This is a genomic window from Streptomyces sp. CB02009, assembly GCF_001905825.1.
GTDB lineage: Bacteria > Actinomycetota > Actinomycetes > Streptomycetales > Streptomycetaceae > Streptomyces.
In genome coordinates this window covers 168787-192752 of the sequence record NZ_LIVV01000008.1, presented here as the reverse complement: position 1 = coordinate 192752, position 23966 = coordinate 168787, and the positions used below count along the sequence as shown (strand labels likewise).

At 71.1% G+C, this 23966-nt stretch carries 22 protein-coding genes; 20 read left to right on the top strand and 2 right to left on the bottom strand.

Features of this window, described 5'->3' with window-relative positions; all coding sequences use genetic code 11:
• Window positions 1-3: 3 nt before the first annotated feature.
• Both AMK27_RS29915 and AMK27_RS29910 read left to right on the top strand, forming a co-directional pair.
• Window positions 4-891 carry a tRNA (adenine-N1)-methyltransferase gene (locus AMK27_RS29915; protein WP_015032448.1) on the top strand — a complete coding sequence of 296 codons (888 nt, stop codon included), beginning with the start codon at window positions 4-6 and terminating at the stop codon, window positions 889-891.
• 213 nt (window positions 892-1104) lie between these two features.
• The gene (locus AMK27_RS29910; RefSeq protein WP_073915067.1) at window positions 1105-1683 is read left to right on the top strand and encodes a hypothetical protein; all 579 of its coding nucleotides are present in this window, start codon (window positions 1105-1107) and stop codon (window positions 1681-1683) included.
• 4 nt (window positions 1684-1687) lie between these two features.
• Here AMK27_RS29910 and AMK27_RS29905 read toward each other — a convergent pair whose 3' ends face one another.
• The gene (locus AMK27_RS29905) at window positions 1688-1999 is read right to left on the bottom strand and encodes a ferredoxin (protein ID WP_073915064.1); all 312 of its coding nucleotides are present in this window, start codon (window positions 1997-1999) and stop codon (window positions 1688-1690) included.
• A gap of 251 nt (window positions 2000-2250) precedes the next feature.
• Between AMK27_RS29905 and arc the strand changes: the two genes are divergently transcribed.
• The 5 genes from arc (at window position 2251) to prcA (ending at window position 7879) form a co-directional block, all read left to right on the top strand.
• Window positions 2251-4017, top strand: coding sequence for a proteasome ATPase (gene arc, locus AMK27_RS29900; protein WP_073915061.1), 1767 nt, complete (start codon window positions 2251-2253; stop codon window positions 4015-4017).
• A 179-nt stretch (window positions 4018-4196) separates the two neighbouring features.
• Window positions 4197-5708 (top strand): depupylase/deamidase Dop, encoded by a 1512-nt coding sequence (dop, locus tag AMK27_RS29895; RefSeq protein ID WP_073915058.1) that lies wholly within the window; start codon window positions 4197-4199, stop codon window positions 5706-5708.
• Window positions 5709-5867: 159 nt separating this feature from the next.
• A complete protein-coding gene (locus AMK27_RS29890; protein ID WP_030315996.1) occupies window positions 5868-6080 on the top strand; it encodes a ubiquitin-like protein Pup in 213 nt (70 codons plus the stop codon).
• Window positions 6081-6240: 160 nt separating this feature from the next.
• Window positions 6241-7080 carry a proteasome subunit beta gene (gene prcB / locus AMK27_RS29885; RefSeq protein ID WP_073915055.1) on the top strand — a complete coding sequence of 280 codons (840 nt, stop codon included), beginning with the start codon at window positions 6241-6243 and terminating at the stop codon, window positions 7078-7080.
• Window positions 7081-7126: 46 nt separating this feature from the next.
• The gene (gene prcA / locus AMK27_RS29880) at window positions 7127-7879 is read left to right on the top strand and encodes a proteasome subunit alpha (RefSeq protein WP_073915052.1); all 753 of its coding nucleotides are present in this window, start codon (window positions 7127-7129) and stop codon (window positions 7877-7879) included.
• Window positions 7880-8250: 371 nt separating this feature from the next.
• Here prcA and AMK27_RS29875 read toward each other — a convergent pair whose 3' ends face one another.
• Window positions 8251-9270, bottom strand: coding sequence for a LacI family DNA-binding transcriptional regulator (locus AMK27_RS29875; RefSeq protein WP_073915049.1), 1020 nt, complete (start codon window positions 9268-9270; stop codon window positions 8251-8253).
• Window positions 9271-9415: 145 nt separating this feature from the next.
• Here AMK27_RS29875 and AMK27_RS29870 point away from each other — a divergent pair, with 145 nt between their 5' ends.
• The 13 genes from AMK27_RS29870 (at window position 9416) to AMK27_RS29810 (ending at window position 23853) form a co-directional block, all read left to right on the top strand.
• Window positions 9416-10696, top strand: a complete 1281-nt coding sequence (locus AMK27_RS29870) for an MFS transporter (protein ID WP_073915046.1) — start codon at window positions 9416-9418, stop codon at window positions 10694-10696.
• A 69-nt stretch (window positions 10697-10765) separates the two neighbouring features.
• Window positions 10766-12127 carry a Pup--protein ligase gene (gene pafA, locus AMK27_RS29865; RefSeq protein WP_055598404.1) on the top strand — a complete coding sequence of 454 codons (1362 nt, stop codon included), beginning with the start codon at window positions 10766-10768 and terminating at the stop codon, window positions 12125-12127.
• A 117-nt stretch (window positions 12128-12244) separates the two neighbouring features.
• Entirely contained in the window at window positions 12245-13186 is a 942-nt protein-coding gene (locus AMK27_RS29860) for an FKBP-type peptidyl-prolyl cis-trans isomerase (RefSeq protein ID WP_073915043.1), read from the top strand.
• A 43-nt stretch (window positions 13187-13229) separates the two neighbouring features.
• Entirely contained in the window at window positions 13230-13610 is a 381-nt protein-coding gene (locus AMK27_RS29855) for an FKBP-type peptidyl-prolyl cis-trans isomerase (protein ID WP_073915041.1), read from the top strand.
• Window positions 13611-13895: 285 nt separating this feature from the next.
• A complete protein-coding gene (locus tag AMK27_RS29850; RefSeq protein WP_073915037.1) occupies window positions 13896-14852 on the top strand; it encodes a helix-turn-helix transcriptional regulator in 957 nt (318 codons plus the stop codon).
• A gap of 16 nt (window positions 14853-14868) precedes the next feature.
• Window positions 14869-15822: a helix-turn-helix transcriptional regulator gene (locus AMK27_RS29845; RefSeq protein ID WP_073915034.1), complete on the top strand. Its 954-nt coding sequence runs from the start codon at window positions 14869-14871 to the stop codon at window positions 15820-15822.
• A 182-nt stretch (window positions 15823-16004) separates the two neighbouring features.
• Window positions 16005-16268, top strand: a complete 264-nt coding sequence (locus AMK27_RS29840) for a hypothetical protein (protein ID WP_073915032.1) — start codon at window positions 16005-16007, stop codon at window positions 16266-16268.
• Between the two features lie 157 nt (window positions 16269-16425).
• Window positions 16426-16623, top strand: coding sequence for a hypothetical protein (locus AMK27_RS29835; protein WP_073915029.1), 198 nt, complete (start codon window positions 16426-16428; stop codon window positions 16621-16623).
• A 186-nt stretch (window positions 16624-16809) separates the two neighbouring features.
• Window positions 16810-17106, top strand: a complete 297-nt coding sequence (tatA, locus tag AMK27_RS29830; protein ID WP_073915026.1) for a Sec-independent protein translocase subunit TatA — start codon at window positions 16810-16812, stop codon at window positions 17104-17106.
• A 105-nt stretch (window positions 17107-17211) separates the two neighbouring features.
• Window positions 17212-18114: a twin-arginine translocase subunit TatC gene (gene tatC / locus AMK27_RS29825; protein WP_073915023.1), complete on the top strand. Its 903-nt coding sequence runs from the start codon at window positions 17212-17214 to the stop codon at window positions 18112-18114.
• Between the two features lie 39 nt (window positions 18115-18153).
• On the top strand, window positions 18154-19194 hold the full coding sequence (locus AMK27_RS29820; protein ID WP_073915020.1) for a diacylglycerol kinase family protein: 1041 nt from the start codon (window positions 18154-18156) through the stop codon (window positions 19192-19194).
• 44 nt (window positions 19195-19238) lie between these two features.
• Window positions 19239-22067: a DEAD/DEAH box helicase gene (locus AMK27_RS29815; RefSeq protein ID WP_073915017.1), complete on the top strand. Its 2829-nt coding sequence runs from the start codon at window positions 19239-19241 to the stop codon at window positions 22065-22067.
• Window positions 22068-22455: 388 nt separating this feature from the next.
• Window positions 22456-23853: a cytochrome P450 gene (locus AMK27_RS29810; protein WP_241847645.1), complete on the top strand. Its 1398-nt coding sequence runs from the start codon at window positions 22456-22458 to the stop codon at window positions 23851-23853.
• Window positions 23854-23966 lie beyond the last annotated feature (113 nt).

The following is a 23966-nucleotide window of genomic DNA, read 5'->3' as shown; positions in this document are numbered from 1 at the left end:
CACATGTCCGAACCGACCGGTGCCGCCCGCCGACGCGGGCCCTTCAAGGTCGGGGACCAGGTTCAGCTGACCGACCCCAAGGGCCGTCACTACACGTTCACGCTCGAAGAGGGAAAGAACTTCCACACCCACAAGGGTTCTTTCCCGCACGACGAACTGATCGGCGCCCCCGAGGGCAGCGTTGTCCGCACCACCGGAAACGTCGCCTACCTCGCGCTGCGCCCCCTGCTCCCCGACTACGTCCTGTCCATGCCCCGCGGCGCCGCCGTGGTCTACCCCAAGGACGCGGGGCAGATCCTGGCCTTCGCCGACATCTTCCCCGGCGCCCGCGTCGTGGAAGCGGGAGTGGGCTCGGGCTCGCTGAGCAGCTTCCTCCTGCGCGCCATCGGGGACAGCGGCATGCTGCACTCCTACGAGCGCCGCGAGGACTTCGCCGAGATCGCGAAGGGCAACGTCGAGCGCTACTTCGGCGGCCCCCACCCCGCGTGGCAGCTGACCGTCGGCGACCTCCAGGACAACCTGTCCGACACCGACGTCGACCGCGTCATCCTGGACATGCTCGCCCCCTGGGAGTGCCTGGAGGCCGTCTCCAAGGCACTCGTCCCCGGCGGCATCCTCTGCTGCTACGTGGCGACCACCACCCAGCTCGCCCGCACCGTGGAGTCCATCCGCGAGTTCGGCTGCTACGCCGAGCCGCAGCCCTGGGAATCCATGATCCGCAACTGGCACGTCGAGGGCCTCGCCGTCCGCCCCGATCACCGCATGATCGGCCACACCGGCTTCCTCGTCACCGCCCGCCGCCTCGCGGACGGCGTCGAGCCCCCGATGCGCCGCCGCCGCCCCGCCAAGGGCGCCTACGGCGAGGACTACGAAGGCCCCAACAAGGGCTGACGTCCCGACACCCACGGCGCGCCGCCGTCGACTTCCCCGCCCGCCGCGGGGAACTCGACGGCGGCGTCCTCATGTTCGGCGTCCTCATGTTCGGCGTCCTCACGTTCGGCGGGCACCCGGACTCCCACGAGGCCGACCCCGACGGTTCCGTCCCCCTGTGACGTGTGGCACGATGCCGGAAACCGCCGCACCACCCCACAGGAGACGTCTCGCGTGCAGCCCTCCGCCGCCCCGGACCTCGCGGACCTCGCACACACCCACGCCCGGCCGGCCCACTGGCTCGCCACCGCCACCGCGACCGCCGCGGTCGTCGCCCTCGCCGGCCTCCTCCAGCCCGGCCCCGCCGGAGCCACCGCGACCCCCGCCACGGCAGCGAAGCCCGCACCGGCCCCCGAGGCCGCCGGCGTCGCCTACCCGCTCGACTGCGGGGGAGCACCCCACAAGGTCGCCGAGCGGGCGTCGGGGGACCTCGACGGAGACGGGAACCCCGAGACCGTTGCGGTCGTGCACTGCGAAGCGGGCTCCGGCACACCGCCGAGCGGCGTCTACGTCCTCACCCGGGGTAAGCAGGCCGGCGCACCCGCGCGCGTGGTGGCCACCCTCGTCGCACCCGAGCTGCTCAAGACCGTGACCGACTTCTCCGTACGCGACGGGGCGGTCCGCGCCACCCTGCTCGGCTACTCGTCCCCCGACGTGCCCAGCTGCTGCCCCGACGAGAAGGAGCAGGTCAGCTGGCACTGGAAGGGCGGCGCCTTCGTGCGCACCGGACAGGCCGAAGCGCGCAGCGCCTGACCCGTCACTCCGCGTCGGGGCCGTACACCTCGACCTTGTCCGCGACCCGGCGCACATGGATGCAGTCGCCCGGGCACTCCTTCGCCGAGTCCACCACGTCCTGGAGCAGCGTCAGCGGGACCGGCGTCGTGGCACCGGTGTCCTGGAGCAGCTCGTCGTCGGCGCTCTTCACATAAGCGAGCCCGTCGATGTCCAGCTCGAAGACCTCGGGAGCGTACTGCGCGCAGATCCCGTCCCCGGTGCACAGGTCCTGGTCGATCCAGACCTCCAGCGCCTCTGCGGCGCCCGTGGACGGAGCCTCGTGCTGCACGGTCATATCTCCTGCCGTTTCTGCTTCTCGTGTGTTCTCGCGGGTAAGTCGGGCCACCTCCGACGGGTGTTGGCCCATGACGACGATACAACCGCCCGCTTTCAACCTGCGAAGGGTGGGTATTCCCCTGTCGACAGGGGAAGCGCAAGGGTGAAGATCGGACACACCTCGGAGTCTTTTTGATCTAGGGGTTTCAATCACCACCCACGCAGGTAGGGTCAGGAAGCGTCCAGCTCCCCTTGGAGGAGGTGAGGACCGTGGCAGCCCACGACGACGACATCAACCGCGGCATCCGGCCCGGGCGAGGGTCTGAGGACCCCGCCGGTCAGGTTGCCTATCTCGAGCAGGAAATCGCCGTCCTGCGCCGCAAGCTCGCCGACTCTCCGCGACACACGAGGATTCTCGAAGAGCGGATCGTCGAGCTGCAGACCAGCCTGGCCGGCGTGTCCGCGCAGAACGAACGACTGGCGAACACGCTCCGTGAGGCCCGCGACCAGATCGTGGCCCTCAAGGAGGAAGTCGACCGGCTCGCGCAGCCGCCGGCCGGCTTCGGTGTCTTCCTTCAGGCCAATGAGGACGGCACGTGCGACATCTTCACCGGGGGCCGCAAGCTCCGGGTGAACGTCAGCCCGAGCATCGAGCTCGAAGAGCTCAAGCGCGGCCAGGAAGTCATGCTCAACGAAGCGCTCAACGTGGTCGAGGCCATGGAGTTCGAGCGCGCCGGGGACATCGTCACCCTCAAGGAGATCCTCGAGGACGGCGAGCGCGCCCTGGTGGTCGGGCACACCGACGAGGAGCGGGTGGTGAGGCTCGCCGAGCCTCTGCTGGACGTCACCATCCGCCCCGGCGACGCCCTGCTGCTCGACTCCCGGTCCGGCTACGTGTACGAAGTGGTCCCTAAGAGCGAGGTCGAAGAGCTCGTTCTGGAAGAGGTCCCGGACGTCGACTACAACAAGATCGGCGGCCTGGGCAACCAGATCGAGCTGATCAGGGACGCGGTCGAGCTCCCCTACCTCTACCCGGACCTCTTCAAGGAGCACGAACTGCGGCCGCCCAAGGGCATCCTGCTCTACGGCCCGCCCGGCTGCGGCAAGACGCTGATCGCGAAGGCCGTGGCCAACTCCCTGGCCAAGAAGGTCGCCGAGGTGACCGGCCAGCCCGCGGGGAAGTCCTACTTCCTCAACATCAAGGGCCCCGAGCTCCTCAACAAGTACGTCGGCGAGACCGAGCGGCACATCCGCCTCGTCTTCCAGCGTGCGCGGGAGAAGGCGAGCGAGGGCACCCCCGTCATCGTCTTCTTCGACGAGATGGAATCCCTCTTCCGCACCCGCGGATCCGGTGTCAGCTCGGACGTGGAGAACACCATCGTCCCCCAGCTGCTCGCCGAGATCGACGGTGTGGAGGGCCTGGAGAACGTCATCGTCATCGGCGCCTCCAACCGCGAGGACATGATCGACCCCGCGATCCTGCGACCCGGCCGGCTCGACGTCAAGATCAAGATCGAGCGTCCGGACGCCGAGGCCGCGAAGGACATCTTCGCGAAGTACCTCACCGCCACCCTGCCGCTCCACTCGGACGACATCTCCGAGCACAGCGGTTCCAAGGCGGCGGCCGCTCACGGAATGATCCAGTCGGTCGTCGAGCAGATGTACGCCGAATCCGAGGAGAACCGCTTCCTCGAAGTCACGTACGCCAACGGCGACAAGGAAGTCCTCTACTTCAAGGACTTCAACTCCGGCGCGATGATCCAGAACATCGTCGACCGGGCCAAGAAGATGGCCATCAAGGCCTTCCTCGACCACAACCAGAAGGGCATCCGGGTCTCCCACCTCCTCCAGGCGTGCGTGGACGAGTTCAAGGAGAACGAGGACCTGCCCAACACCACCAACCCCGACGACTGGGCCCGGATCTCCGGAAAGAAGGGCGAGCGGATCGTGTTCATCCGCACCCTCGTCACCGGAAAGCAGGGCGCGGACACCGGGCGCTCCATCGACACGGTGGCCAATACCGGTCAGTACCTGTAAAACGCCCCGGCTGCGGATGTCCGGAAACCGGGCATCCGCAGCCGACGCATTCCATCCAGCATTTCCCCCGGCATCACAGGGAAATACGCAACCGATCTCCCCACCAGCGCGGAGCCGCTCTAGGCTCATCGGTACCGCCGAGTCGCGCACAGTGAGCGCCGCCGGGCAAGGAGGGCCGCATGACCGTACGGCGAGTAATGGGCATCGAGACGGAGTACGGGATCTCCGTCCCGGGACACCCGAACGCCAATGCCATGCTCACCTCGTCCCAGATCGTCAACGCCTACGCGGCGGCGATGCACCGGGCGCGCCGCGCCCGCTGGGACTTCGAGGAGGAGAACCCGCTGCGGGACGCCCGCGGCTTCGACCTCGCCCGCGAGGCCGCCGACTCCAGCCAGCTCACCGACGAGGACATCGGCCTGGCGAACGTGATCCTCACCAACGGGGCCCGCCTCTACGTGGACCACGCCCACCCCGAGTACAGCTCGCCCGAGGTCACCAACCCGCTCGACGCCGTCCGCTGGGACAAGGCCGGCGAGCGGATCATGGCGGAGGCCGCCGAGCGGGCCGCGCAGCTCCCCGGGGCGCAGCCGATCCACCTCTACAAGAACAACACCGACAACAAGGGCGCCTCCTACGGCACGCACGAGAACTACCTGATGAAGCGGGAGACCCCCTTCTCGGACATCGTGCGCCACCTGACGCCCTTCTTCGTCTCCCGCCAGGTCGTGACCGGCGCGGGACGGGTCGGCATCGGGCAGGACGGCCGGAAGAACGGCTTCCAGATCAGCCAGCGCGCCGACTACTTCGAGGTCGAGGTCGGCCTGGAGACCACCCTCAAGCGGCCCATCATCAACACCCGGGACGAGCCGCACGCGGACGCCGAGCGGTACCGGCGCCTGCACGTGATCATCGGCGACGCGAACCTCTCGGAGATCTCGACCTACCTCAAGCTGGGCACCACCGCCCTGGTCCTCTCGATGATCGAGGACGGGTTCATCACCGTCGACCTCGCCGTCGACCAGCCGGTACGGACCCTCCACCAGGTCTCGCACGACCCGACCCTCCAGTACCTCGTCACGCTGCGCAGCGGCCGGACACTCACCGCGGTGCAGCTCCAGATGGAGTACTTCGAGCTGGCCAGGAAGTACGTGGAGGAGCGGTACGGGGTCGACGCCGACGAGCAGACCAAGGACGTCCTGATCCGCTGGGAGGACACGCTCAACCGGCTCGAGAACGACCCCATGAGCCTGGCCGGCGAGCTCGACTGGATCGCCAAGCGGGAGCTCATGGAGGGCTACCGGCGCCGGGACGGCCTGGACTGGGACGCCGCACGGCTGCACCTGGTCGACCTCCAGTACGCGGACGTGCGCCCCGAGAAGGGCCTCTACAACCGGCTGGCGGCCCGCGGGCGGATGAGGCGGCTCCTGGACGAGACCGAGGTGGAGCGGGCCGAGACGGCGCCTCCGGAGGACACCCGGGCTTACTTCAGGGGCCGGTGCCTGGAGCAGTACGCCGACGACGTCGCGGCGGCCTCCTGGGACTCGGTGATCTTCGACCTGCCCGGCCGCGACTCCCTCCAGCGCGTTCCCACCCTGGAGCCGCTGCGGGGCACCAAAGCCCATGTGAAATCGCTCCTGGACCGCTGCAGGACCGCCGAGGAACTGGTGCGCGTCCTGTCCGGCGGCTGATCCGAGGCCCCGCGGGGGCCTGAAATACCCCGGCACTGGGAATCATGGAATCAGTGCCCGGGCGTTGTCGAAACAGCAGGGCCGAAACAGGACCCGCCGTATAGGGTCTGATCTTGTACGGACTCAACCGAGCGGGCCGATTCGAGCGGGGTGAGGGATATGGCGACCAAGGACACCGGCGGCGGACAGCAGAAGGCGACGCGCTCCACGGAGGAGGTCGAGGAGACCACCACGGAGGCGAGCTCCGACCTCCAGGAGCGCCAGGAGAAGCTGAGCGACGACGTCGACTCCGTCCTGGACGAGATCGACGACGTCCTCGAGGAGAACGCCGAGGACTTCGTGCGGTCATTTGTGCAAAAGGGCGGCGAGTAGCCGCTCGGCGCGTCTGTCGTCCCCGTCCCCGGAGCCCCGGCGAAAGCCGTGGGCCCGGGGACGGATGACAAGCGGTGGCACGGGTAAGGTCCGTGCACAGCAAGCAAGATCGGCCGGCGCTTCCCACGGCGGGCCGACTCTCCCACCCGGAAGGAATCGCGTGGAAGCCAACCCTCGTAGCACCGGGCGTCTGCCGGCGGCCTTCCTGACGCCGGGCTCGTCCTCCTTCATCGACTTCCTGGCGGACCACTCGCCGGAGATGCTGCCGGGCGGGCGCAAGCTCCCCGAAGGGGTCGTCGAGGCCCCGCACGGGACGACCATCGTGGCGGCCACGTTCCCCGGCGGGGTCGTGCTCGCCGGTGACCGGCGGGCCACCATGGGCAACATGATCGCGCAGCGGGACATCGAGAAGGTCTTCCCTGCCGACGAGTACTCCGCCGTCGGCATCGCCGGCACCGCCGGCCTCGCCGTGGAGATGGTCAAGCTGTTCCAGCTGGAGCTGGAGCACTTCGAGAAGGTGGAGGGCGTCACGCTCTCCCTGGAGGGCAAGGCGAACCGCCTCTCCACCATGATCCGGGGCAACCTCGGCATGGCCATGCAGGGGCTCGCCGTCGTGCCGCTCTTCGCGGGCTGGGACGAGGGCAAGGAGAAGGGCCGGATCTTCTCCTACGACGTGACCGGCGGCCGCTCCGAGGAGCACGGGTTCGCCGCCACCGGCTCCGGCTCGATCTTCGCGCGCGGCTCGATGAAGAAGCTCTACCGCGCCGACCTGACCGAGCAGCAGGCCACCACGCTGGTCGTGCAGGCGCTCTACGACGCGGCGGACGACGACTCCGCGACCGGAGGGCCGGACATGGCACGCCGGATCTTCCCGATCGTCACGGTCATCACCGACGAGGGCTACCGCAGGCTCACGGAGGACGAGTCCTCCGCGCTGGCCCGGTCGGTCACCGAGCGGCGTCTCGAGGAGCCCGACGGGCCCCGCGCCGCCCTGCTCTGACCCCTCGTCGCCCGACTGAAGCCCAGAAGAAAGGGACGGACCGCCGGTGTCCACTCCGTTCTACGTCTCACCCCAGCAGGCCATGGCCGACCGGGCGGAGTACGCCCGCAAGGGCATCGCCCGAGGCCGCAGCCTTGTCGTCCTCCAGTACACCGACGGGATCGTCTTCGTCGGTGAGAACCCGTCCCGCGCGCTGCACAAGTTCAGCGAGATCTACGACCGGATCGGCTTCGCGGCCGCCGGCAAGTACAACGAGTACGAGAACCTCCGCATCGGCGGCGTCCGCTACGCCGACCTGCGGGGCTACACCTACGACCGGGACGACGTCACCGCGCGCGGCCTGGCCAACGTCTACGCCCAGACCCTCGGCACGATCTTCTCCAGCGCGGGGGAGAAGCCGTACGAGGTGGAGCTGGTCGTCGCCGAGGTCGGCACCGAGCCGTCGGGCGACCAGATCTACCGGCTGCCGCACGACGGCTCGATCGTGGACGAGCACGGCTCGGTCGCGGTCGGCGGCAACGCCGAGCAGATCGGCTCCTTCCTGGACCAGCGGCACCGGGACGGCATGTCCCTCGCCGAGGCCCTGAGGCTGGCCGTGCAGGCGCTCTCGCGCGACACCAACGGCAGCGAGCGGGAGATCCCCGCGGAGCGCCTCGAGGTGGCGGTCCTGGACCGCACGCGGCCGCAGCAGCGCAAGTTCAAGCGGATCGTCGGCCGTCAGCTGTCGCGCCTCCTGGAGGCCGACGACGCGGCGGTGGCGAAGACGGACGAGCCCTCGGACGAGGCTCCCGAGGAGTAGTCGGCACGGCCCGGAGGGGCCCCGTCCCGCGGACGCGCGGCCGGGGCCCCTCCGGCATGTCCGCCCTCGGACGGCCGGCGGCGCGGGCGCCGGGGAGCCGGGTCCGCCCTCGAACGGCCCCGGGGAGCCCGGGTGCGCCATCGAACGGCCGGTGCGGCCCCGAGGGAGCGCGGTCCGGTCTCAGACGGCCGGTGTGAGCCCCGAGGAGCCGGTCCGGTCTCAGACCCGGCCGGGAGCCCGGTCCGCCCCGCAGGCGGCCGGCGCGGGCCCCGTGAAGCCTGGTGGCCCTTCAGACCGCCGGTGCGGGCCCCGTGAAGCCCGGTCCTGTCTCGGACGGCCTGGTGCGGGCCCCGAGGAGCCCGGTCCGCCCCTCAGGCGGCCGGTGCGGGCCCCGAGGAGCCTCGGGGGATCAGGGAGACGGGAAGGGTGTCCGGCTGGGGCCGTTCGCCCGTGAGGACCGCGAGGAGGGCCTCCATGCCCCGCCGGCCGAACTCCTCCGCGGGCAGTCGCACGGTGGTGAGCTCCGGGTCGACCACCGTCGCCAGGGCCATGTCGTCGAAGCCGGTCACCGACAGGTCCTCGGGGACCCGCAGTCCGAGCCGCCGCGCGGCCTTGCAGACGCCGGCCGCGAGGATGTCGTCGTCGCAGATCACCGCCGTGGGCCGGGGCCCGGGGGCGTCGAGGGCCCGGCCCGCGACCTCCCACGCGTCCGCGACGTTCAGCGGCGACCGCACGGTGCGCACCTCCGTGCCCCGCAGGGCGTGGGCGAGGGCGGCCGCCCGCACGTCGAAGGTCCAGGACGGGGCCGCGGAGGCCAGGTGCAGGAAGCGGCGGTGGCCCAGGGCGAGCAGGTGGTCGGTCACCCGGCGCATGCCGTCGGCGACGTCGAGGTTCACATGGGCGGCCGCCCCGGCATCGGCCGGGTCGCTGTCGAGCATGACGAGCGGGAGGTCGGTGCCCCGGAAGGCCTCCAGGGCGCCGGTCGCCATCGAGGAGGCGATCACCCCGTCGAGGGCGGCCTGCGCCGAGGCGAAGGGGTCCCGTGCGGGGCCCAGGCCGTCGGGGGAGGGGTAGAGGACCACGCCGAAGCCGTGCCGGGCCGCCGCGGCGGCCGCTCCCGTGTAGACGTGCGCGAAGAACTCGTTGGTGAGCGCCGGGACGACGAGCATGGCGGTACGGGTGCGGCCGAGCCGCAGGTTGCGGGCGGCCAGGTTGGGCCGGTAGCCGAGCTCCCGGGCGGCCCCGCGCACGGCCTCGGCCGTGCGTTCCGACACACGGCCGCGCCACTTGTCGCCGAGCACGAGGGAGACGGTGGCCTGGGAGACGCCCGCGGTCCGGGCGACGTCGCGGCTGGTGGGGCGGGTGCCGCCGAGCGGCTCCGGGGTCTGCACACAAGCCTCCGCGTCGTACGGTCCGGGCGCGCGGGGGCGTCCGCTGCCCGGTCGCGGGGTGGACCCGCGCACTGGCGACATGGTACGTATGACCACGGAAGTTATACGTAAAACCTCGGAGCGGTCCGAGGCGAGGGGAGACCACATGGCCACCGAGGCCCCGGCGCGAGGCGGCTATCTCGACATACTCCGGGCGCCGCACGCGGCCCGGCTGCTCGCCGGCACCCTCGTGGGGCGCCTGCCCAACGGCGTCGGCCCCATCGCCCTCACCCTCTTCGTCCGCGACCAGGGCGGCAGCTACACCCTGGCCGGCGGCCTCATCGCCGCCTACGGCGTCGCGACCGCCGTCGGCCAGCCCCTCCTCGGCCGCGCCGTCGACCTGAAGGGCCAGCCCCGTGTCCAGCTGCCCGCCGCGGTCCTCTCCGCCCTCGGCATGGCCCTGCTCGCCCTCACCGGCATCGGCCACCTCGGCCTCGCCTACGTGGCCGTCGTCGTCGCCGGACTCTTCACACCGCCCCTGGAGGGCGGTCTGCGGGCCCTGTGGCCGAGCGTCCTCGGCCGCGAGGACCGGGTCCACCGCGCGTACGCCATGGACGCGGTCGCGCAGGAGGTCATGTTCACCGTCGGCCCGCTGCTGCTGACCCTCCTGGTCTCCCTCTGGTCGCCCGCCGCCGCCCTCCTCGTCATCAACCTCCTCGGCGTCCTCGGCGCCCTCGCCGTCGTCCTCTCCGAGCCTTCCCGCGCCTGGCGCTCCGCGCCCCGGGAGGCCCACTGGCTGGGCGCCCTGCGCTCCCCGGGCCTGCTCGCCCTGCTGGGCTCGTTCTTCTTCGTCGGCCTCGCGCTCGGCTCCATCACTGTCGCCGCCGTCGCGTACGCCGACGACCGGGGCACCCCGTCCGTCTACGGCTGGCTGATGGCCGCGCTCGGCCTCGGCGCGCTCGTCGGCGGTGTCACCTACGGCGCCCGGCAGTGGTCCGGAGCCCCCGAGCGGCGACTGCGCGTCCTCGTGCTCCTCCTGGCCGTCTGCTACCTGCCGCTGGTGCTCACCCCCGGCCCCGTCGCCATGAGCGCCCTCGCGGCCCTCGCCGGCGTCTTCCTGGCGCCGGTCCTCGCCTGCGCGTTCATCGTCGTGGACCGGCACGCGCCGCGCGGCACGGTCACCGAGGCCTTCTCCTGGCTCGTCACCACCTTCGGCGTCGGCTCCGCCCTCGGCTCCGCCGCGGCGGGCCCCGCCGTCGAACTCGCCGGGACGGTCGCCGGATTCGCCGTCGCCGGGGCGGGCGGCGTCGCCGCCCTCCTCGTCCTGCTCGCCACCGGCCGTGTCCTGCACGTGCCCGCGGCCCCCGAAACGCCCGGGGCCGAGCCGCGACACGCCGTCGGTGCGGCCGTCCCCACCTCCGTACACACGGAAAAGAACACGCACTGATCGGAAAATGATCGAAACGGGAACGTCCAACCCGGTTTCAGCACAGGCCGTCAGGCGTAATGTTCAGACATGGACCGCCGCATTTTCGGGCTGGAGAACGAGTACGGCGTCACGTGCACGTTCAGGGGACAGCGCCGACTGTCTCCTGACGAAGTGGCGCGCTACCTCTTCCGCCGTGTCGTGTCATGGGGCCGCAGCAGCAATGTCTTCCTGCGGAACGGCGCCCGCCTGTACCTCGACGTGGGATCGCATCCGGAATACGCCACACCGGAATGCGACAACGTGACCGAACTGGTCACCCACGACAAGGCCGGTGAGCGCATTCTCGAGGGCCTGCTCGTCGACGCCGAACGCCGCCTGCACGAGGAGGGAATCGCGGGCGACGTCTACCTCTTCAAGAACAACACCGACTCGGCAGGAAACTCCTACGGCTGCCACGAGAACTATCTCGTCGCCCGCCACGGAGAGTTCTCCCGGCTCGCGGACATCCTCATTCCGTTCCTGGTCACCCGGCAGCTCATCTGCGGCGCGGGAAAGGTCCTCCAGACCCCGCGCGGAGCGGTGTTCTGCGTCTCCCAGCGCGCCGAGCACATCTGGGAGGGCGTCAGCTCCGCGACCACCCGCTCACGCCCCATCATCAACACCCGTGACGAACCGCACGCGGACGCCGAGCGCTACCGCCGGCTCCACGTCATCGTCGGCGACTCGAACATGTCCGAGACGACCATGCTCCTCAAGGTCGGCGCCACCGACCTGGTCCTCCGCATGATCGAGGCCGGCACCGTGATGCGCGACCTGACCCTGGAGAACCCGATCCGGGCCATCCGCGAGGTCAGCCACGACATCACCGGACAGCGCAAGGTCCGGCTCGCCAGCGGCCGCGAGGCCTCCGCCCTGGAGGTCCAGCGCGAGTACTACGAGAAGGCCGTCGACTTCGTCGACCGCCGAGGCATCAGGAACGGCACGGTCGCCCAGGTCCTGGAGCTGTGGGGCCGCACGCTCGACGCGATCGAGAGCGAGCGGCTCGACAGGATCGAGACCGAGATCGACTGGGTCATGAAGCACCGGCTCATCGAGCGCTACCGGGCCAAGCACAACATGACCATGTCGAACCCGAGGGTCGCGCAGATAGACCTCGCCTACCACGACATCCACCGCCGTCGTGGGCTGTACTACCTGCTGCAGAAGAACGGCCAGGCGGCCCGGATCTGCAACGACATGAAGATCTTCGAGGGCAAGTCGGTGCCCCCGCAGACCACTCGGGCCCGGCTCCGCGGCGACTTCATCCGCCGCGCCCAGGAGCAGCGGCGGGACTTCACCGTCGACTGGGTCCACCTCAAGCTGAACGACCAGGCGCAGCGCACGGTGTTGTGCAAGGACCCGTTCCGCTCCGTCGACGACCGCGTCGAAAAGCTGATCGCCGGAATGTAGGCCGGTCGTACCGGCGATGTGGGCCCCGCACGTTTGGCGTGCGGGGCCCTCGACGTGACAGGAGGGTCCCCTAGAGTGTCGGGACAACTACTGTGCCGTCTGAGATCTGAGGAACACGTGCGCCGACTTGCCGGCCTTCTCGTCGTCCCGCTGCTGCTGCTCTCCACAGCGGCGTGCGGCAGCGACGACAAGGGCTCCGATTCCGCTTCGATGACGAACGGGCTGCCCGCCATCACCGCGGGGGCCAAGTTCGGCGAGAAGCCGACCCTCGCCAAGGGCGAGGGCGACCCGCCCAAGGAACTCAAGGTCAACGTCATCAGCGAGGGCAAGGGCGCGGTGACGAAGAAGGGCGACGCGCTCTCGGTGAACTACCTGGGTCAGGCCTGGGACTCCACCACCCCCTTCGACAACAGCTTCGACCGCGGCCAGCCCTTCAGCGTGACGCTGGGCGAGGGCCAGGTCATCAAGGGCTGGGAGCAGGCCCTCGAAGGCCAGAAGGTCGGCAGCCGCATCGAGGTCGGCATCCCGCCGGAGCTCGGCTACGGCGAGAAGGGCTCGCCGCCCAGCATCAAGCCGAACGCCACCCTCGTCTTCGTCGTGGACATCCTGAAGGCCGTCACGATCCCCAAGTCCGCCACCGGCACCCCGGTCGCCCAGGACAACAAGGACCTGCCGAAGGTCGGCACGAACACCGACGGCAAGGCCCCCTCGCTCACGGTCCCCAAGGTCGACCCGCCGACCAAGCTCGTCTCGAACTACATCCTCGAGGCCAAGGGCGACGCCGTGACCGCCACCGACACGGTCGTCGTGAACTACGTCGCCGCCCTGTGGAAGGACGGCAAGGTCTTCGACTCGACGTACACCTCGGGCAAGCCCGCGAACTTCCCGCTCGCGCAGCTCACGCTGAAGGGTCTGAAGGACGGCCTCGTCGGCAAGAAGGTCGGCAGCCGCGTCCTCATCGTCGCGCCGCCGTCCGAGGCGTTCGGCGACAAGGAGCAGCAGGGCATCCCGAAGAACTCCACCCTCGTCTTCGCCGTGGACATCCTCACGAAGGTGTAAGACTGTCCCGATCACGCAGTTCATCAGCATGAGGAGCAGTTCAGTGAGCATCGAGAAGCCCGAGATCGACTTCCCGGGTGGCGAGCCGCCGAAGGACCTGGAGATCAAGGACCTCTGGGAGGGCGACGGCGACCTCGCCGAAGCCGGTGACTTCGTGAAGGTCCACTACGTCGGTGTGTCCTTCGACTCCGGCGAGGAGTTCGACGCCTCCTGGAACCGCGGCGCCCCGCTCGACTTCCACCTCGGCGCCGGTCAGGTCATCCAGGGCTGGGACCAGGGCGTCCAGGGCATGAAGGTCGGCGGCCGCCGCCAGCTGGTCATCCCCGCGCACCTCGCCTACGGCGACCGCGGCGCCGGCGGCAAGATCGCCCCGGGCGAGACGCTGATCTTCGTCTGCGACCTCGTGGGCGTCACCAAGCGCTGACCCGCGCACCCCGACCGGGTTCCGGTCGCTCCGAGGGCCCCCGCCGTTCCCGGCGGGGGCCCTCGGGCATGCCCCGGCCCGGCGCGGGATCAGGCTCCGATCCGGCCCGGGTCGGGCTGCGGTCCGGGCCCGGGTCGGGGCGTCGGTGCAAGCCCCCGTCCGGGCCGCGGTCCCTGCGTGGGTCCAGCCCCCGTCCGGGCTTCGGTCCCGGCTTTGGTCCCGACACCCCGGGGCGGTACGGTCGGACGTCCGAGAAGTGGAACGGCGAAGGGGTACGGGGCGTCGATGGCGATTGCCAAGTCCGAGCGGCTGATGAATCTCGCGCTGTGCCTGCTCGGGACACGCCGCCCCTTGAGCAAGCGGGAGCTCCGCGGCTCCATCGAGGCCTACCTCGAAGCGAGCGGCGACGATGCCTTCAACCGCATGTTCGAGCGCGACAAGGACGACCTCCGCGAGCTCGGCCTCGTCATCGAGACCGTCGAGAACCTGGAGGGCGAGACCGGCTACCTCGCCCGCCGCGACTCCAACCGGCTGCCGCCCATCACCCTGGACGCCGAGGAGGCAGCCGCCCTCGGCCTGGCTGCCAAGGTCTGGCAGCAGGCCCGCCTCGCCGGTGCCGCCAGCGGCGCCCTGCAGAAGCTCCGCGCCGCCGGCATGCCGGAGGCCGAGGACTCGTACGACACCCAGCCCAGCGCCCTCGAACCGCGTATCCCCGTCCACGAGGCCGCCTTCGAACCGCTGATGCTGGCCTGCCGCGACCGGCGGCCCGTCTCCTTCGACTACCGCAAGGCCAACGCCGCCCGCCCCGAGGCCCGCCAGGTCGAGCCCTGGACCCTCGAATGCTGGCGCGGCCACTGGTACCTGGCCGGCTGGGACCGCGACCGCGGAGCCGAGCGCGTCTTCCGGCTCTCCCGCATCACCGGCAAGGTCCGCTCCCGCGCCGGAGCCTTCACCGCGCCCGTGCCCGACGTCGTCACCGTCCGCGAGACCGTGGAGAGCTGGGCCGGCGAGACCGCCACCCGCTCCGCCCGGATCCGGCTGCGCACCGGCTGCGGCTACCCGCTGCGCGCCCGCGCCCAGTCCCTGACCGAGGGCGCCGACGGCTGGGACGAGCTGGAGATCCCGTACGGGCACGGCCTCGACGCCTGGCTCGTCGAGTTCGGACCCGATGTCGTCGTACTGGAACCGGCCGATCTGCGGGCCGACGTGGTGGACCGGCTGCGCGCCGTGGCCAAGGGCTGAGGGGGAGACGTACCGCATGGCTGCCAACGCGATCGACCAGACGAGGCGGATGCTCTCGCTCGTCACCTATCTCCGTGAGCGCCCCGGCGCCCACGTCGCCGATGTCGCCCGCGCCTTCGGGATCACCGAGGACGAGCTGATCTCCGACCTGGACGTGCTGCCCATGTGCGGCACCAGCTTCCGCGGCGGAGACCTCCTCGACATCGACACCGACGGCGACCGGATCTGGTGGCACAACCCGGACGACGTCGCCGCACCGCTCCGGCTCGCCGCCGACGAGGCGACCGCCCTGCTTGTCGCAGCCCGCGCCGTCGCCACCCTCCCCGGGCTCCGGGAGAGCGACCGCGAGGCGCTGCTGCGGGCCACCGCCAAGCTGGAGGCCGCCGCGGGCGAGGCCGCCGGGGCCAGCTCCCGGCTCTCGGTGACCTTCGAGTCCGAGGGCGGCGTCTTCGCCGAGGTCGACCGGGCGATCTCCGAGCGCCGTCGCCTCTGGGTCCGCTACTACTCGCCCGCCCGCGACGAGCTCACCGAGCGCGAGGTGGACCCGATCCGGCTCTTCGCCGTCGGCCACACCTACATGGAGGCGTGGTGCCGGCTCTCCGAGGCGCGCCGCACCTTCCGCCTCGACCGCGTGGCCGAGATCCGCATCCTCGACGAGCACGCGGCACCGCCCGAGCTCGAGCTGCGCGACCTCTCCGCGGGTCTGGTCCAGCCCTCCGCGGACGACCCCGAGGTCGTCGTCGAGGTCGGCCCCGGCGGGCGCTGGGTCGCCGAGTACTACCCGCACGACCGGGCCGAGGAGCTGCCCGACGGCGGGCTGCGGATCACGCTGCGGACGCCGGACCCGGCCTCGCTGCGCCGGCTGGCGCTGCGGCTGGGCAGCGACGGCCGGATCGCCGCGCCGCCGGAGCTCGCCGACAACGCCAGGACGGCGGCGGCCGCCGCGCTCGCCGCGTACGAGGGCGAGTGACGTTCCCCGCCCGGGGGACGCTGTGACAGACGGGGTGACCGGCCGCGGGCCGGCGGTGCGACGGGTGCGGTGACCGGTGCGGTCACCGGCCCGACACGCCGGAGCGGGCAAGGACGGAGAAGCCGCGCCTGCGGACGTGCGCGCTGCGCGACGCGCGCCGCGCGAGGTGCGGGAGCAGAGAGATGAGGGAAATGTCCGTGATCCACGATCTTACGGCGACGATCGCCCCGGTCCTCTTCAAGGCCGCCTGCCCCGACTGCCGCTCCCGCTGCGAGCTCTCCGCGAGCTCCCTGCGCCTCGCCATCGGGGCCAGCCGCCGTACCACCTTCTACTCCTTCACCTGCCCCGAGTGCGGCAGCTCCGTCCGCAAGCCCGCAGGCGAGCGCATCGTCGAACTCCTCACCGGCGGCGGCGTCCGGACCCTGCGGCTCCACACGACTGTCTGAACCGCGACCGCGACCGCGAACCGCGAACCGCGAACCGCGAACCGCGAACCGGGAACCGGGAACCGAGCAGCGTGAACCGAGCGCAGAGGACCGAGCACAGAGGACCGGGCCGCGGCCCGGCCCCGGGTCCGCCGCGCCCAACGTCTAGGCTCAGCACATGTTCTGGCCCATGCTCGCCATCGCCCTCGGCTTCCTCGGCATCGCCGTCCTCGGCGTCCTCGCCATCAGGGTCTTCGTCGAGGTCCAGCGCCTCGGCCGTCAAGTGGCCCACACCACAGAGCGGATCAGCCAGGCCGCCGACGACCTCGAAACGGCGGCCGTCGGTCTGGCCCGCACGGGCGAGTCGCTGCGCTGATCCCGTGCCGTACCCTGCGTGAAGCGGCCCTGAACCGGGCGCGCGGGACGCAATCGGGAGTATGCAAGGGCATTGCCCTGCGTTTACTCCTGCGGGTTACGATCGCAGACAGCGCGGTGGCCGGACACCTGTCCGACCCGCCGGGCACTGCACTCCATGTCGCCTCGGTGAAGAAGGTAAACAGCTATGGGTAGGCTCGGCCCCACCGAGATCATTCTCATCCTCGTCGTCATCATCCTGCTGTTCGGCGCCAAGAAGCTCCCGGACATGGCCCGCTCGCTCGGCAAGTCGGCCCGCATCCTCAAGAGCGAGGCCAAGGCGATGAAGTCGGACGACCAGCAGAGCGCCCCCGCCGACCCGCCGCACCCCGGCACCGGCACCGCCGCCGCCCAGGAGCCCGCACCGCGCACCATCCAGGCCGCTCCCGGTGACGTGACCAGCGCACGTCCCGTGACCGAGCCCTCGGACACCACCAAGCGCTGACCCGGTCCGCCGCGGCCGCCGCACCGTGCGGCGGCCTGCCGCATGAGATGAGGACGTGGGTTGCCCAAGTCTGCCCGCAAGCAGGACAAAGATCCCGAGGGCCGTATGCCCCTCGTGGAGCACCTGCGTGAACTCCGCAACCGCATGGCGAAGGGCCTCCTCGCCATCGTCGCGGTGACGATCGTCGCCCTCGTGTACAGCGAGGAGCTGCTGGTTTTCCTGCAGAAGTCGGTGCCCAAGTGCCCACCGGGCGTCAAGAGCAGCGGCGGCAACTGCGCCGAGGTCACCTTCGCCACGCTGACGGCTCCCTTCAGCACGACGATCCAGATCTCCCTGACCGTGGGCCTGGTCGTCGCGAGCCCCGTGTGGCTCTACCAGCTGTGGGCCTTCATCGCGCCCGGGCTGCACAAGAGCGAGAAGAAGTACACGTACGCCTTCGTCGGCGCGGCCGTCCCGCTCTTCGCGGCCGGTGCCTACCTCGCGTACAAGATCCTCCCCATCAGCGTGAAGGTCCTCATCAGCCTCACGCCCGACGGGGCCCAGAACCTCCTCTCGCTCGCTGACGTCCTCGACTTCACCCTGCGCATGGTGCTCGTCTTCGGCCTGGCCTTCGAGCTGCCGCTGATCCTGGTGATGCTCAACCTCACCGGCGTCCTCACGGGCCGCCGGATGGCCGGCTGGTGGCGCGGCGTGATCATGGGCGTCTTCATCTTCGGCGCCGTCATCACCCCGACCACCGACCCCGTCGGCATGATCGCCCTCGCGGGACCCGTCACCGTCCTGTACTTCGGTGCCGTCGGCTTCTCCCTCCTCAACGACCGGCGGCGCAGGCGCAACAACCCCGACGCCGAGCTCGACGACGACGAGGCCTCGGTGCTGGACCTGACGCCGCAGGCCGTCGGCGCCATCGAGCCGGTCGGCGCTCCCCGCGCCCTGCCCGAGCAGGCCACCGGCGAACACGGCGGTTCGGCCGTGCAGCGCGCCAACGGTTACGACGACATCACCTGAGCTTGTAGGGTCCCCCCAGACTTCGTCCGGGGGGACCCCATGACCAGCGAGCTCACCCTCTTCGTGAACCCCACCGCGGGCCGCGGCCGCGGCTCCCATGCCGCCCAGCCCGCCGCCCGCGCCCTTCGGGACGCGGGCTTCTCCGTCCGCACCGTCCTCGGGCACACCGCCGACGACGCCCTGCGGCGCGCCCGCGAGGCGGTCGCGGCGGGCACCGGCGCCCTGGTCGTCGTCGGCGGCGACGGAATGGTCGCCCTCGCGCTCCGGGCGGTCGCCGGGACCCGTACCCCGCTCGGGATCATCCCCGCCGGCACCGGCAACGACTTCGCCCGCGCTCTCGGCCTGCCCCTCGGCGACCCGGCCGCCGCCGCGCGCGTCACGGCGCGGATCCTCGGGACGACGGGCGCCCGGGCCGTCGACCTGGGACGGATCGGCACCGGCGGGGACACGGCCGGAGCCGGGGACACGGGCGGGGGCGGAGACGTGGCCCGGGGCAGGGACATCGCCGGCGCCGGAGACACCGCCGGGGGATCCGGGACCGGCCGCTGGTACGGCACCGTCCTCGCCTCCGGGTTCGACTCCCGCGTCAACGACCGGGGCAACCGCATGCGCCTCCGCGCCGGACGCTTCACCTACGACCTCGCGATCCTCGCCGAGCTCGCCGGCTTCCGCCCCGTCCCGTACCGCCTCACCCTCGACGACGGGCGGGTCGTCGAGACCGACGCCACCCTCGTCGCCGTCGGCAACGGCAGCTCGTACGGCGGCGGCATGCGGATCTGCGCCGACGCCCGCCTCGACGACGGACTCCTCGACGTCACCGTCGTCGGCGACTGCGACCGCAGGACCCTGATCAAGGTCTTCCCCCGTGTCTACAAGGGCACCCATCTCAGCCACCCGAAGGTCACCACGTACCGGGTCCGCTCCCTCACCCTCGAAGCCCCCGACACCACCGGATACGCCGACGGCGAGCCCCTCGGCAGCCTCCCCCTCACCGTGAGCTGCGTCCCCGGCGCCCTCCGCGTCCTCGCCCCGGCACCCCGCGAAGACCCCGGAGCGGACCCCTCCACATCCCCTCGATAAAGATCGCGTCACTGTCACAGGCGGCGGGTAGGCTCGAGAACAAGATGACAGAGGACCTCACACCAGCCGAGGCGTACGCGGCCGCCCGTGCCCGCAACGCCGATGCGGCCACCGCGCTGGCCCCCTTCCGCGAGATGTACGAGTTCGGTCTGGACCCCTTCCAGATCGAGGCATGCCAGGCCCTCGAAGCGGGCAAGGGCGTGCTCGTCGCCGCGCCCACGGGCTCCGGCAAGACCATCGTCGGCGAGTTCGCCGTCCACCTCGCCCTGAACCAGGGCCGCAAGTGCTTCTACACGACGCCGATCAAGGCGCTGTCGAACCAGAAGTACGCCGACCTCGTCCGGCGCTACGGCAACGACAAGGTCGGCCTGCTCACCGGCGACAACAGCGTCAACGGCGACGCGCCGATCGTGGTCATGACCACCGAAGTCCTCCGCAACATGCTGTACGCGGGGTCCCAGGCCCTCTCCGGCCTCGGCTACGTGGTCATGGACGAGGTCCACTACCTCTCCGACCGCTTCCGCGGCGCCGTCTGGGAGGAAGTGATCATCCACCTCCCCGAATCGGTCACCCTCGTCTCACTCTCCGCGACCGTGTCCAACGCCGAGGAGTTCGGCGACTGGCTCGACACCGTCCGCGGCGACACCGAGGTCATCGTCTCCGAGAGCCGCCCCGTCCCCCTCTGGCAGCACGTCCTCGCCGGACGCCGGATGTACGACCTCTTCGAGGAGGAGACCGACCACGGCGGCCGCGGCGCCTCCCGCCGCGAGGTCAACCCCGACCTCCAGCGACTCGCCCGCACGGAGAACACGCGCACGTACAACCCGCGCGACCGCCGCCGCGGCAAGATGGTCCGCGAGGCCGACCGCGAGCGCGAGCGCCGCCAGCGCTCCCGCATCTGGACCCCCGGCCGCCCCGAGGTCATCGAGCGCCTCGACGCCGAAGGGCTCCTGCCCGCCATCACCTTCATCTTCAGCCGCGCCGGCTGCGAGGCCGCCGTCCAGCAGTGCCTCTACGCCGGACTCCGGCTCAACGACGACGAGGGACGCCGCCGCGTCCGCGAGATCGTCGAGGAGCGCACCGCCGCCATCCCCACCGAGGACCTCCACGTCCTCGGCTACTACGAATGGCTCGAAGCGCTGGAACGCGGCATCGCCGCCCACCACGCCGGCATGCTCCCGACCTTCAAGGAGGTCGTCGAGGACCTCTTCGTGAAGGGCCTCGTCAAGGCCGTCTTCGCCACCGAGACGCTCGCCCTGGGCATCAACATGCCCGCGCGCACCGTCATCCTGGAGAAGCTCGTCAAGTGGAACGGCGAGCAGCACGCCGACATCACCCCCGGCGAGTACACCCAGCTCACCGGCCGGGCCGGACGCCGCGGCATCGACGTCGAAGGCCACGCCGTCGTCCTCTGGCAGCGCGGCCTCGACCCGGACCACCTCGCCGGCCTCGCCGGCACGCGCACCTACCCGCTGCGCTCCAGCTTCAAGCCCTCGTACAACATGGCGGTCAACCTCGTCGAAGGCTTCGGCCGGCACCGCTCCCGCGAGCTCCTCGAAACGTCCTTCGCCCAGTTCCAGGCCGACCGCTCCGTCGTCGGCATCTCCCGGCAGGTGCAGAAGAACGAGGAGGGCCTCGAAGGCTACCGCGAGGGCATGACCTGCCACCTCGGAGACTTCGAGGAGTACGCGCGGCTCCGCCGCGACCTCAAGGACCGCGAGACCGAACTGGCCCGCCAGGGCGCCGCCCAGCGCCGCGCCCAGGCCGCCGGCTCCCTGGAGAAGCTCAAGCCCGGCGACGTCATCCACGTCCCCACCGGCAAGTTCGCCGGACTCGCCCTCGTCCTCGACCCGGGCATCCCGGCCGGCCGCACCAACGGCCACCGCGGCTTCGAGCACCACGACGGGCCCCGCCCCCTCGTCCTCACCGCCGAACGGCAGGTCAAGAGGCTCGCCTCCATCGACTTCCCCGTCCCGGTCGAGGCCCTGGAGCGGATGCGGATCCCCAAGTCCTTCAACCCGCGCTCCCCGCAGTCCCGCCGCGACCTCGCCTCCGCCCTGCGGAGCAAGGCCGGACACATCAACCCCGAGCGCCACCACAAGCAGCGCTCCGCCGCCGCCGACGACCGCGAGATCGCCCGGCTGCGCTCCGAGATCCGCGCCCATCCCTGCCACGGCTGCGACGAGCGCGAGGACCACGCCCGCTGGGCCGAGCGCTACCACCGCCTCCAGCGCGACACCCAGCAGCTGGAGCGGCGCATCGAGGGCCGCACCAACACCATCGCGCGCACCTTCGACCGGATCGTCGCCCTCCTCACCGAGCTCGACTACCTGCGCGGCAACGAGGTCACGGAGAACGGCAAGCGGCTCGCCCGGCTCTACGGCGAACTCGACCTGCTGGCCAGCGAATGCCTCCGCGACGGAGTCTGGGAGGGCCTGAACCCGGCCGAACTCGCGGCCTGCGTCTCGGCGTTGGTGTTCGAGGCACGTCAGTCCGACGACGCCGTCGCCCCCAAGCTGCCCGCGGGCAACGCCAAGGCGGCGCTCGGCGAGATGGTCAGGATCTGGGGCCGGCTCGACGCCCTCGAAGAGGAATTCAAGATCAACCAGGCGGAGGGGGTCGGCCAGCGCGAACCCGACCTCGGATTCGCCTGGGCCGCCTACCAGTGGGCCTCCGACAAGAGCCTCGACGAGGTGCTGCGCGAGGCCGAGATGCCGGCCGGCGACTTCGTCCGCTGGTGCAAGCAGGTCATCGACGTCCTCGGGCAGATCGCGGCGGCGGCGCCCAGGGAGAACAGCACCGTCGCCAAGAACGCCCGCAAGGCCGTGGACGCGCTGCTGCGGGGTGTCGTCGCCTACAGCTCGGTGGGCTGACGGCCCCGATCCCCTCCTGCACAGGCCGGCTGCCCGTGGCGATCACGCCACGGGCACCCGGCCTTTCCTGAGCCTCTTGAAGCCAGCCTTCTCAGGGCCTTCTCAGAGCCTTCTTCGGTGGTCCGATGGTCATACCGGGCCGTTGGTGCAGTCGTTGTCCACAGGCCGTCGTCCACAGGGGTGGCGCGGGCGAGGCCGTTCCGATTGCATGGACTCGCAAGCAGGGAAGGCCAGTTGGGGAGGGATGTACATGACCACGCAAGCCGGTCATCCGCACGCGGGGGCGCAGGGCGAGGGCCGATCGAGCGCCGGAGAACAGGGCGAGGGACAACCGGCGGACGCGCCCTTGGAAGCGTCTCCGGGCGGGCCGACGGGCGCGCTTTCGGGGATGCCGTCTGACGCGTCATCAGACGCGCTGGCGGACGCTCCGGCAGCGGCGCGGGCCGCGACTCCGGTCGTCGTCGACGGGCCGCGGGGCGTGCCCCTCCTCGGCAGCCTGCCCGCCTTCGGAAAGAACCCGCTGGCCTTCTTCGAGCAGCTCCGGGACCGCGGCGACATCGTCCGCTGGCGCTTCGGCCGCAAACCCTCCCTCTTCATCGCCCACCCCGACACCGTCGGCGAACTCCTCACCGAGGTCGAAGGCACCTTCGACCAGCCCGACCTCGGCATCGCCTTCCGCACCCTCCTCGGCAACGGCGTCATCGTCTCCAAGGGAGCCGACTGGCGGCGCAAGCGCTCCCTCGTGCAGCCCTCCGTCCGGCCGAAACAGGTCCGGTCCTACGCGGCGACCATGTCCGAATGCGCCGTCGCCCTCGCCGACCGATGGGCCGACGGGCAGCACATCGACATCAAGAAGGAGATGGCGGCCCTCACCCAACTCGTCGCCGTCCGCACCATCTTCGGCGTCGACACCGCCGCCGACGCCGAAGCCATCGGCCAGGCGATGGACGTCGCGCAGAAGGAGATCGGCGCTGAGTTCAGCGGCATCGGAGCCGTGCTGCCCGACTGGCTGCCGACCCCAGGACGCGCCCGCATCAAACGCGCCACCGCCGTCATCGACGCGGAGGTCTCCCGTGTCGTCTCCCGTCATCGCGACGGTGACACCGACCGCCCCGACCTTCTCAGCCGCCTCCTCGCGGCCCGCGACGAGACCGGCGCGCCCCTCTCCGACCAGGAGATACGCGACGAGACCGTCACCCTCTACATCGGCGGCCACGAGACCACGAGCTCCACGCTCGTCTGGACCTGGTACCTGCTCTCCCGCAACCCGCAGGTCCGCGACGCCCTCGCCGAGGAACTCGACCGGGTCCTCGCCGACCACGAACCCGGCTACGACGACTACGCCTCCCTCACCTACACCCAGGCGGTCATCAAGGAGACCCTCCGCCTCTACCCCACGATCTGGCTGCTCACCGGCCTCGCGAAGGAGGGCGCCACACTCGGTGGCGCGGCCGTCCCGGCCGGCACCCGGGTCTGGTCGAGCCAGTGGGCCACCCACCGCGACCCCCGCTGGTACGGGGACGCGGAGGCCTTCCGCCCCGAGCGCTGGATCGAACGGGACGGAGAACCCGCGGAGGAGATACCCGAGTACGCCTGGTTCCCCTTCGGCGGCGGCCCCCGCGTCTGCCTCGGCACCCGGTTCGCCCTCGTGGAGGCCGTCCTGATCCTCGCGGTCCTGGCCCGCCGCTACCACCTGGACGTCACCGCCGAGGAGATCCTCCCGGTCCCGAGCCTCACATTGCAGCCGGACCGCGACGTGCTGGCGACGGTACGGGCCCGGGGCTGAGGCCCGGACCTCAAGCAAGCACGATCGAGGCCGCCGAGGGCCGCTTAGGCCCGCCGAGACGGCCGAGCGGCCGTGGGCAAGGCCGATGAGGCCGCCACCGGTCCGCTGGGCGG

Coding starts and splice junctions, on each gene's coding strand:
- AMK27_RS29915 (WP_015032448.1), top strand. CDS start 4: ATGTCCGAACCGACCGGTGCCGCCCGCCGACGCGGGCCCTTCAAGGTC.
- AMK27_RS29905 (WP_073915064.1), bottom strand. CDS start 1,999: ATGACCGTGCAGCACGAGGCTCCGTCCACGGGCGCCGCAGAGGCGCTG.
- dop (WP_073915058.1), top strand. CDS start 4,197: ATGACCGTACGGCGAGTAATGGGCATCGAGACGGAGTACGGGATCTCC.
- AMK27_RS29890 (WP_030315996.1), top strand. CDS start 5,868: ATGGCGACCAAGGACACCGGCGGCGGACAGCAGAAGGCGACGCGCTCC.
- AMK27_RS29870 (WP_073915046.1), top strand. CDS start 9,416: ATGGCCACCGAGGCCCCGGCGCGAGGCGGCTATCTCGACATACTCCGG.
- pafA (WP_055598404.1), top strand. CDS start 10,766: ATGGACCGCCGCATTTTCGGGCTGGAGAACGAGTACGGCGTCACGTGC.
- AMK27_RS29850 (WP_073915037.1), top strand. CDS start 13,896: ATGGCGATTGCCAAGTCCGAGCGGCTGATGAATCTCGCGCTGTGCCTG.
- AMK27_RS29845 (WP_073915034.1), top strand. CDS start 14,869: ATGGCTGCCAACGCGATCGACCAGACGAGGCGGATGCTCTCGCTCGTC.
- AMK27_RS29840 (WP_073915032.1), top strand. CDS start 16,005: ATGAGGGAAATGTCCGTGATCCACGATCTTACGGCGACGATCGCCCCG.
- AMK27_RS29835 (WP_073915029.1), top strand. CDS start 16,426: ATGTTCTGGCCCATGCTCGCCATCGCCCTCGGCTTCCTCGGCATCGCC.
- tatA (WP_073915026.1), top strand. CDS start 16,810: ATGGGTAGGCTCGGCCCCACCGAGATCATTCTCATCCTCGTCGTCATC.
- tatC (WP_073915023.1), top strand. CDS start 17,212: ATGCCCCTCGTGGAGCACCTGCGTGAACTCCGCAACCGCATGGCGAAG.
- AMK27_RS29820 (WP_073915020.1), top strand. CDS start 18,154: ATGACCAGCGAGCTCACCCTCTTCGTGAACCCCACCGCGGGCCGCGGC.
- AMK27_RS29815 (WP_073915017.1), top strand. CDS start 19,239: ATGACAGAGGACCTCACACCAGCCGAGGCGTACGCGGCCGCCCGTGCC.
- AMK27_RS29810 (WP_241847645.1), top strand. CDS start 22,456: ATGCCGTCTGACGCGTCATCAGACGCGCTGGCGGACGCTCCGGCAGCG.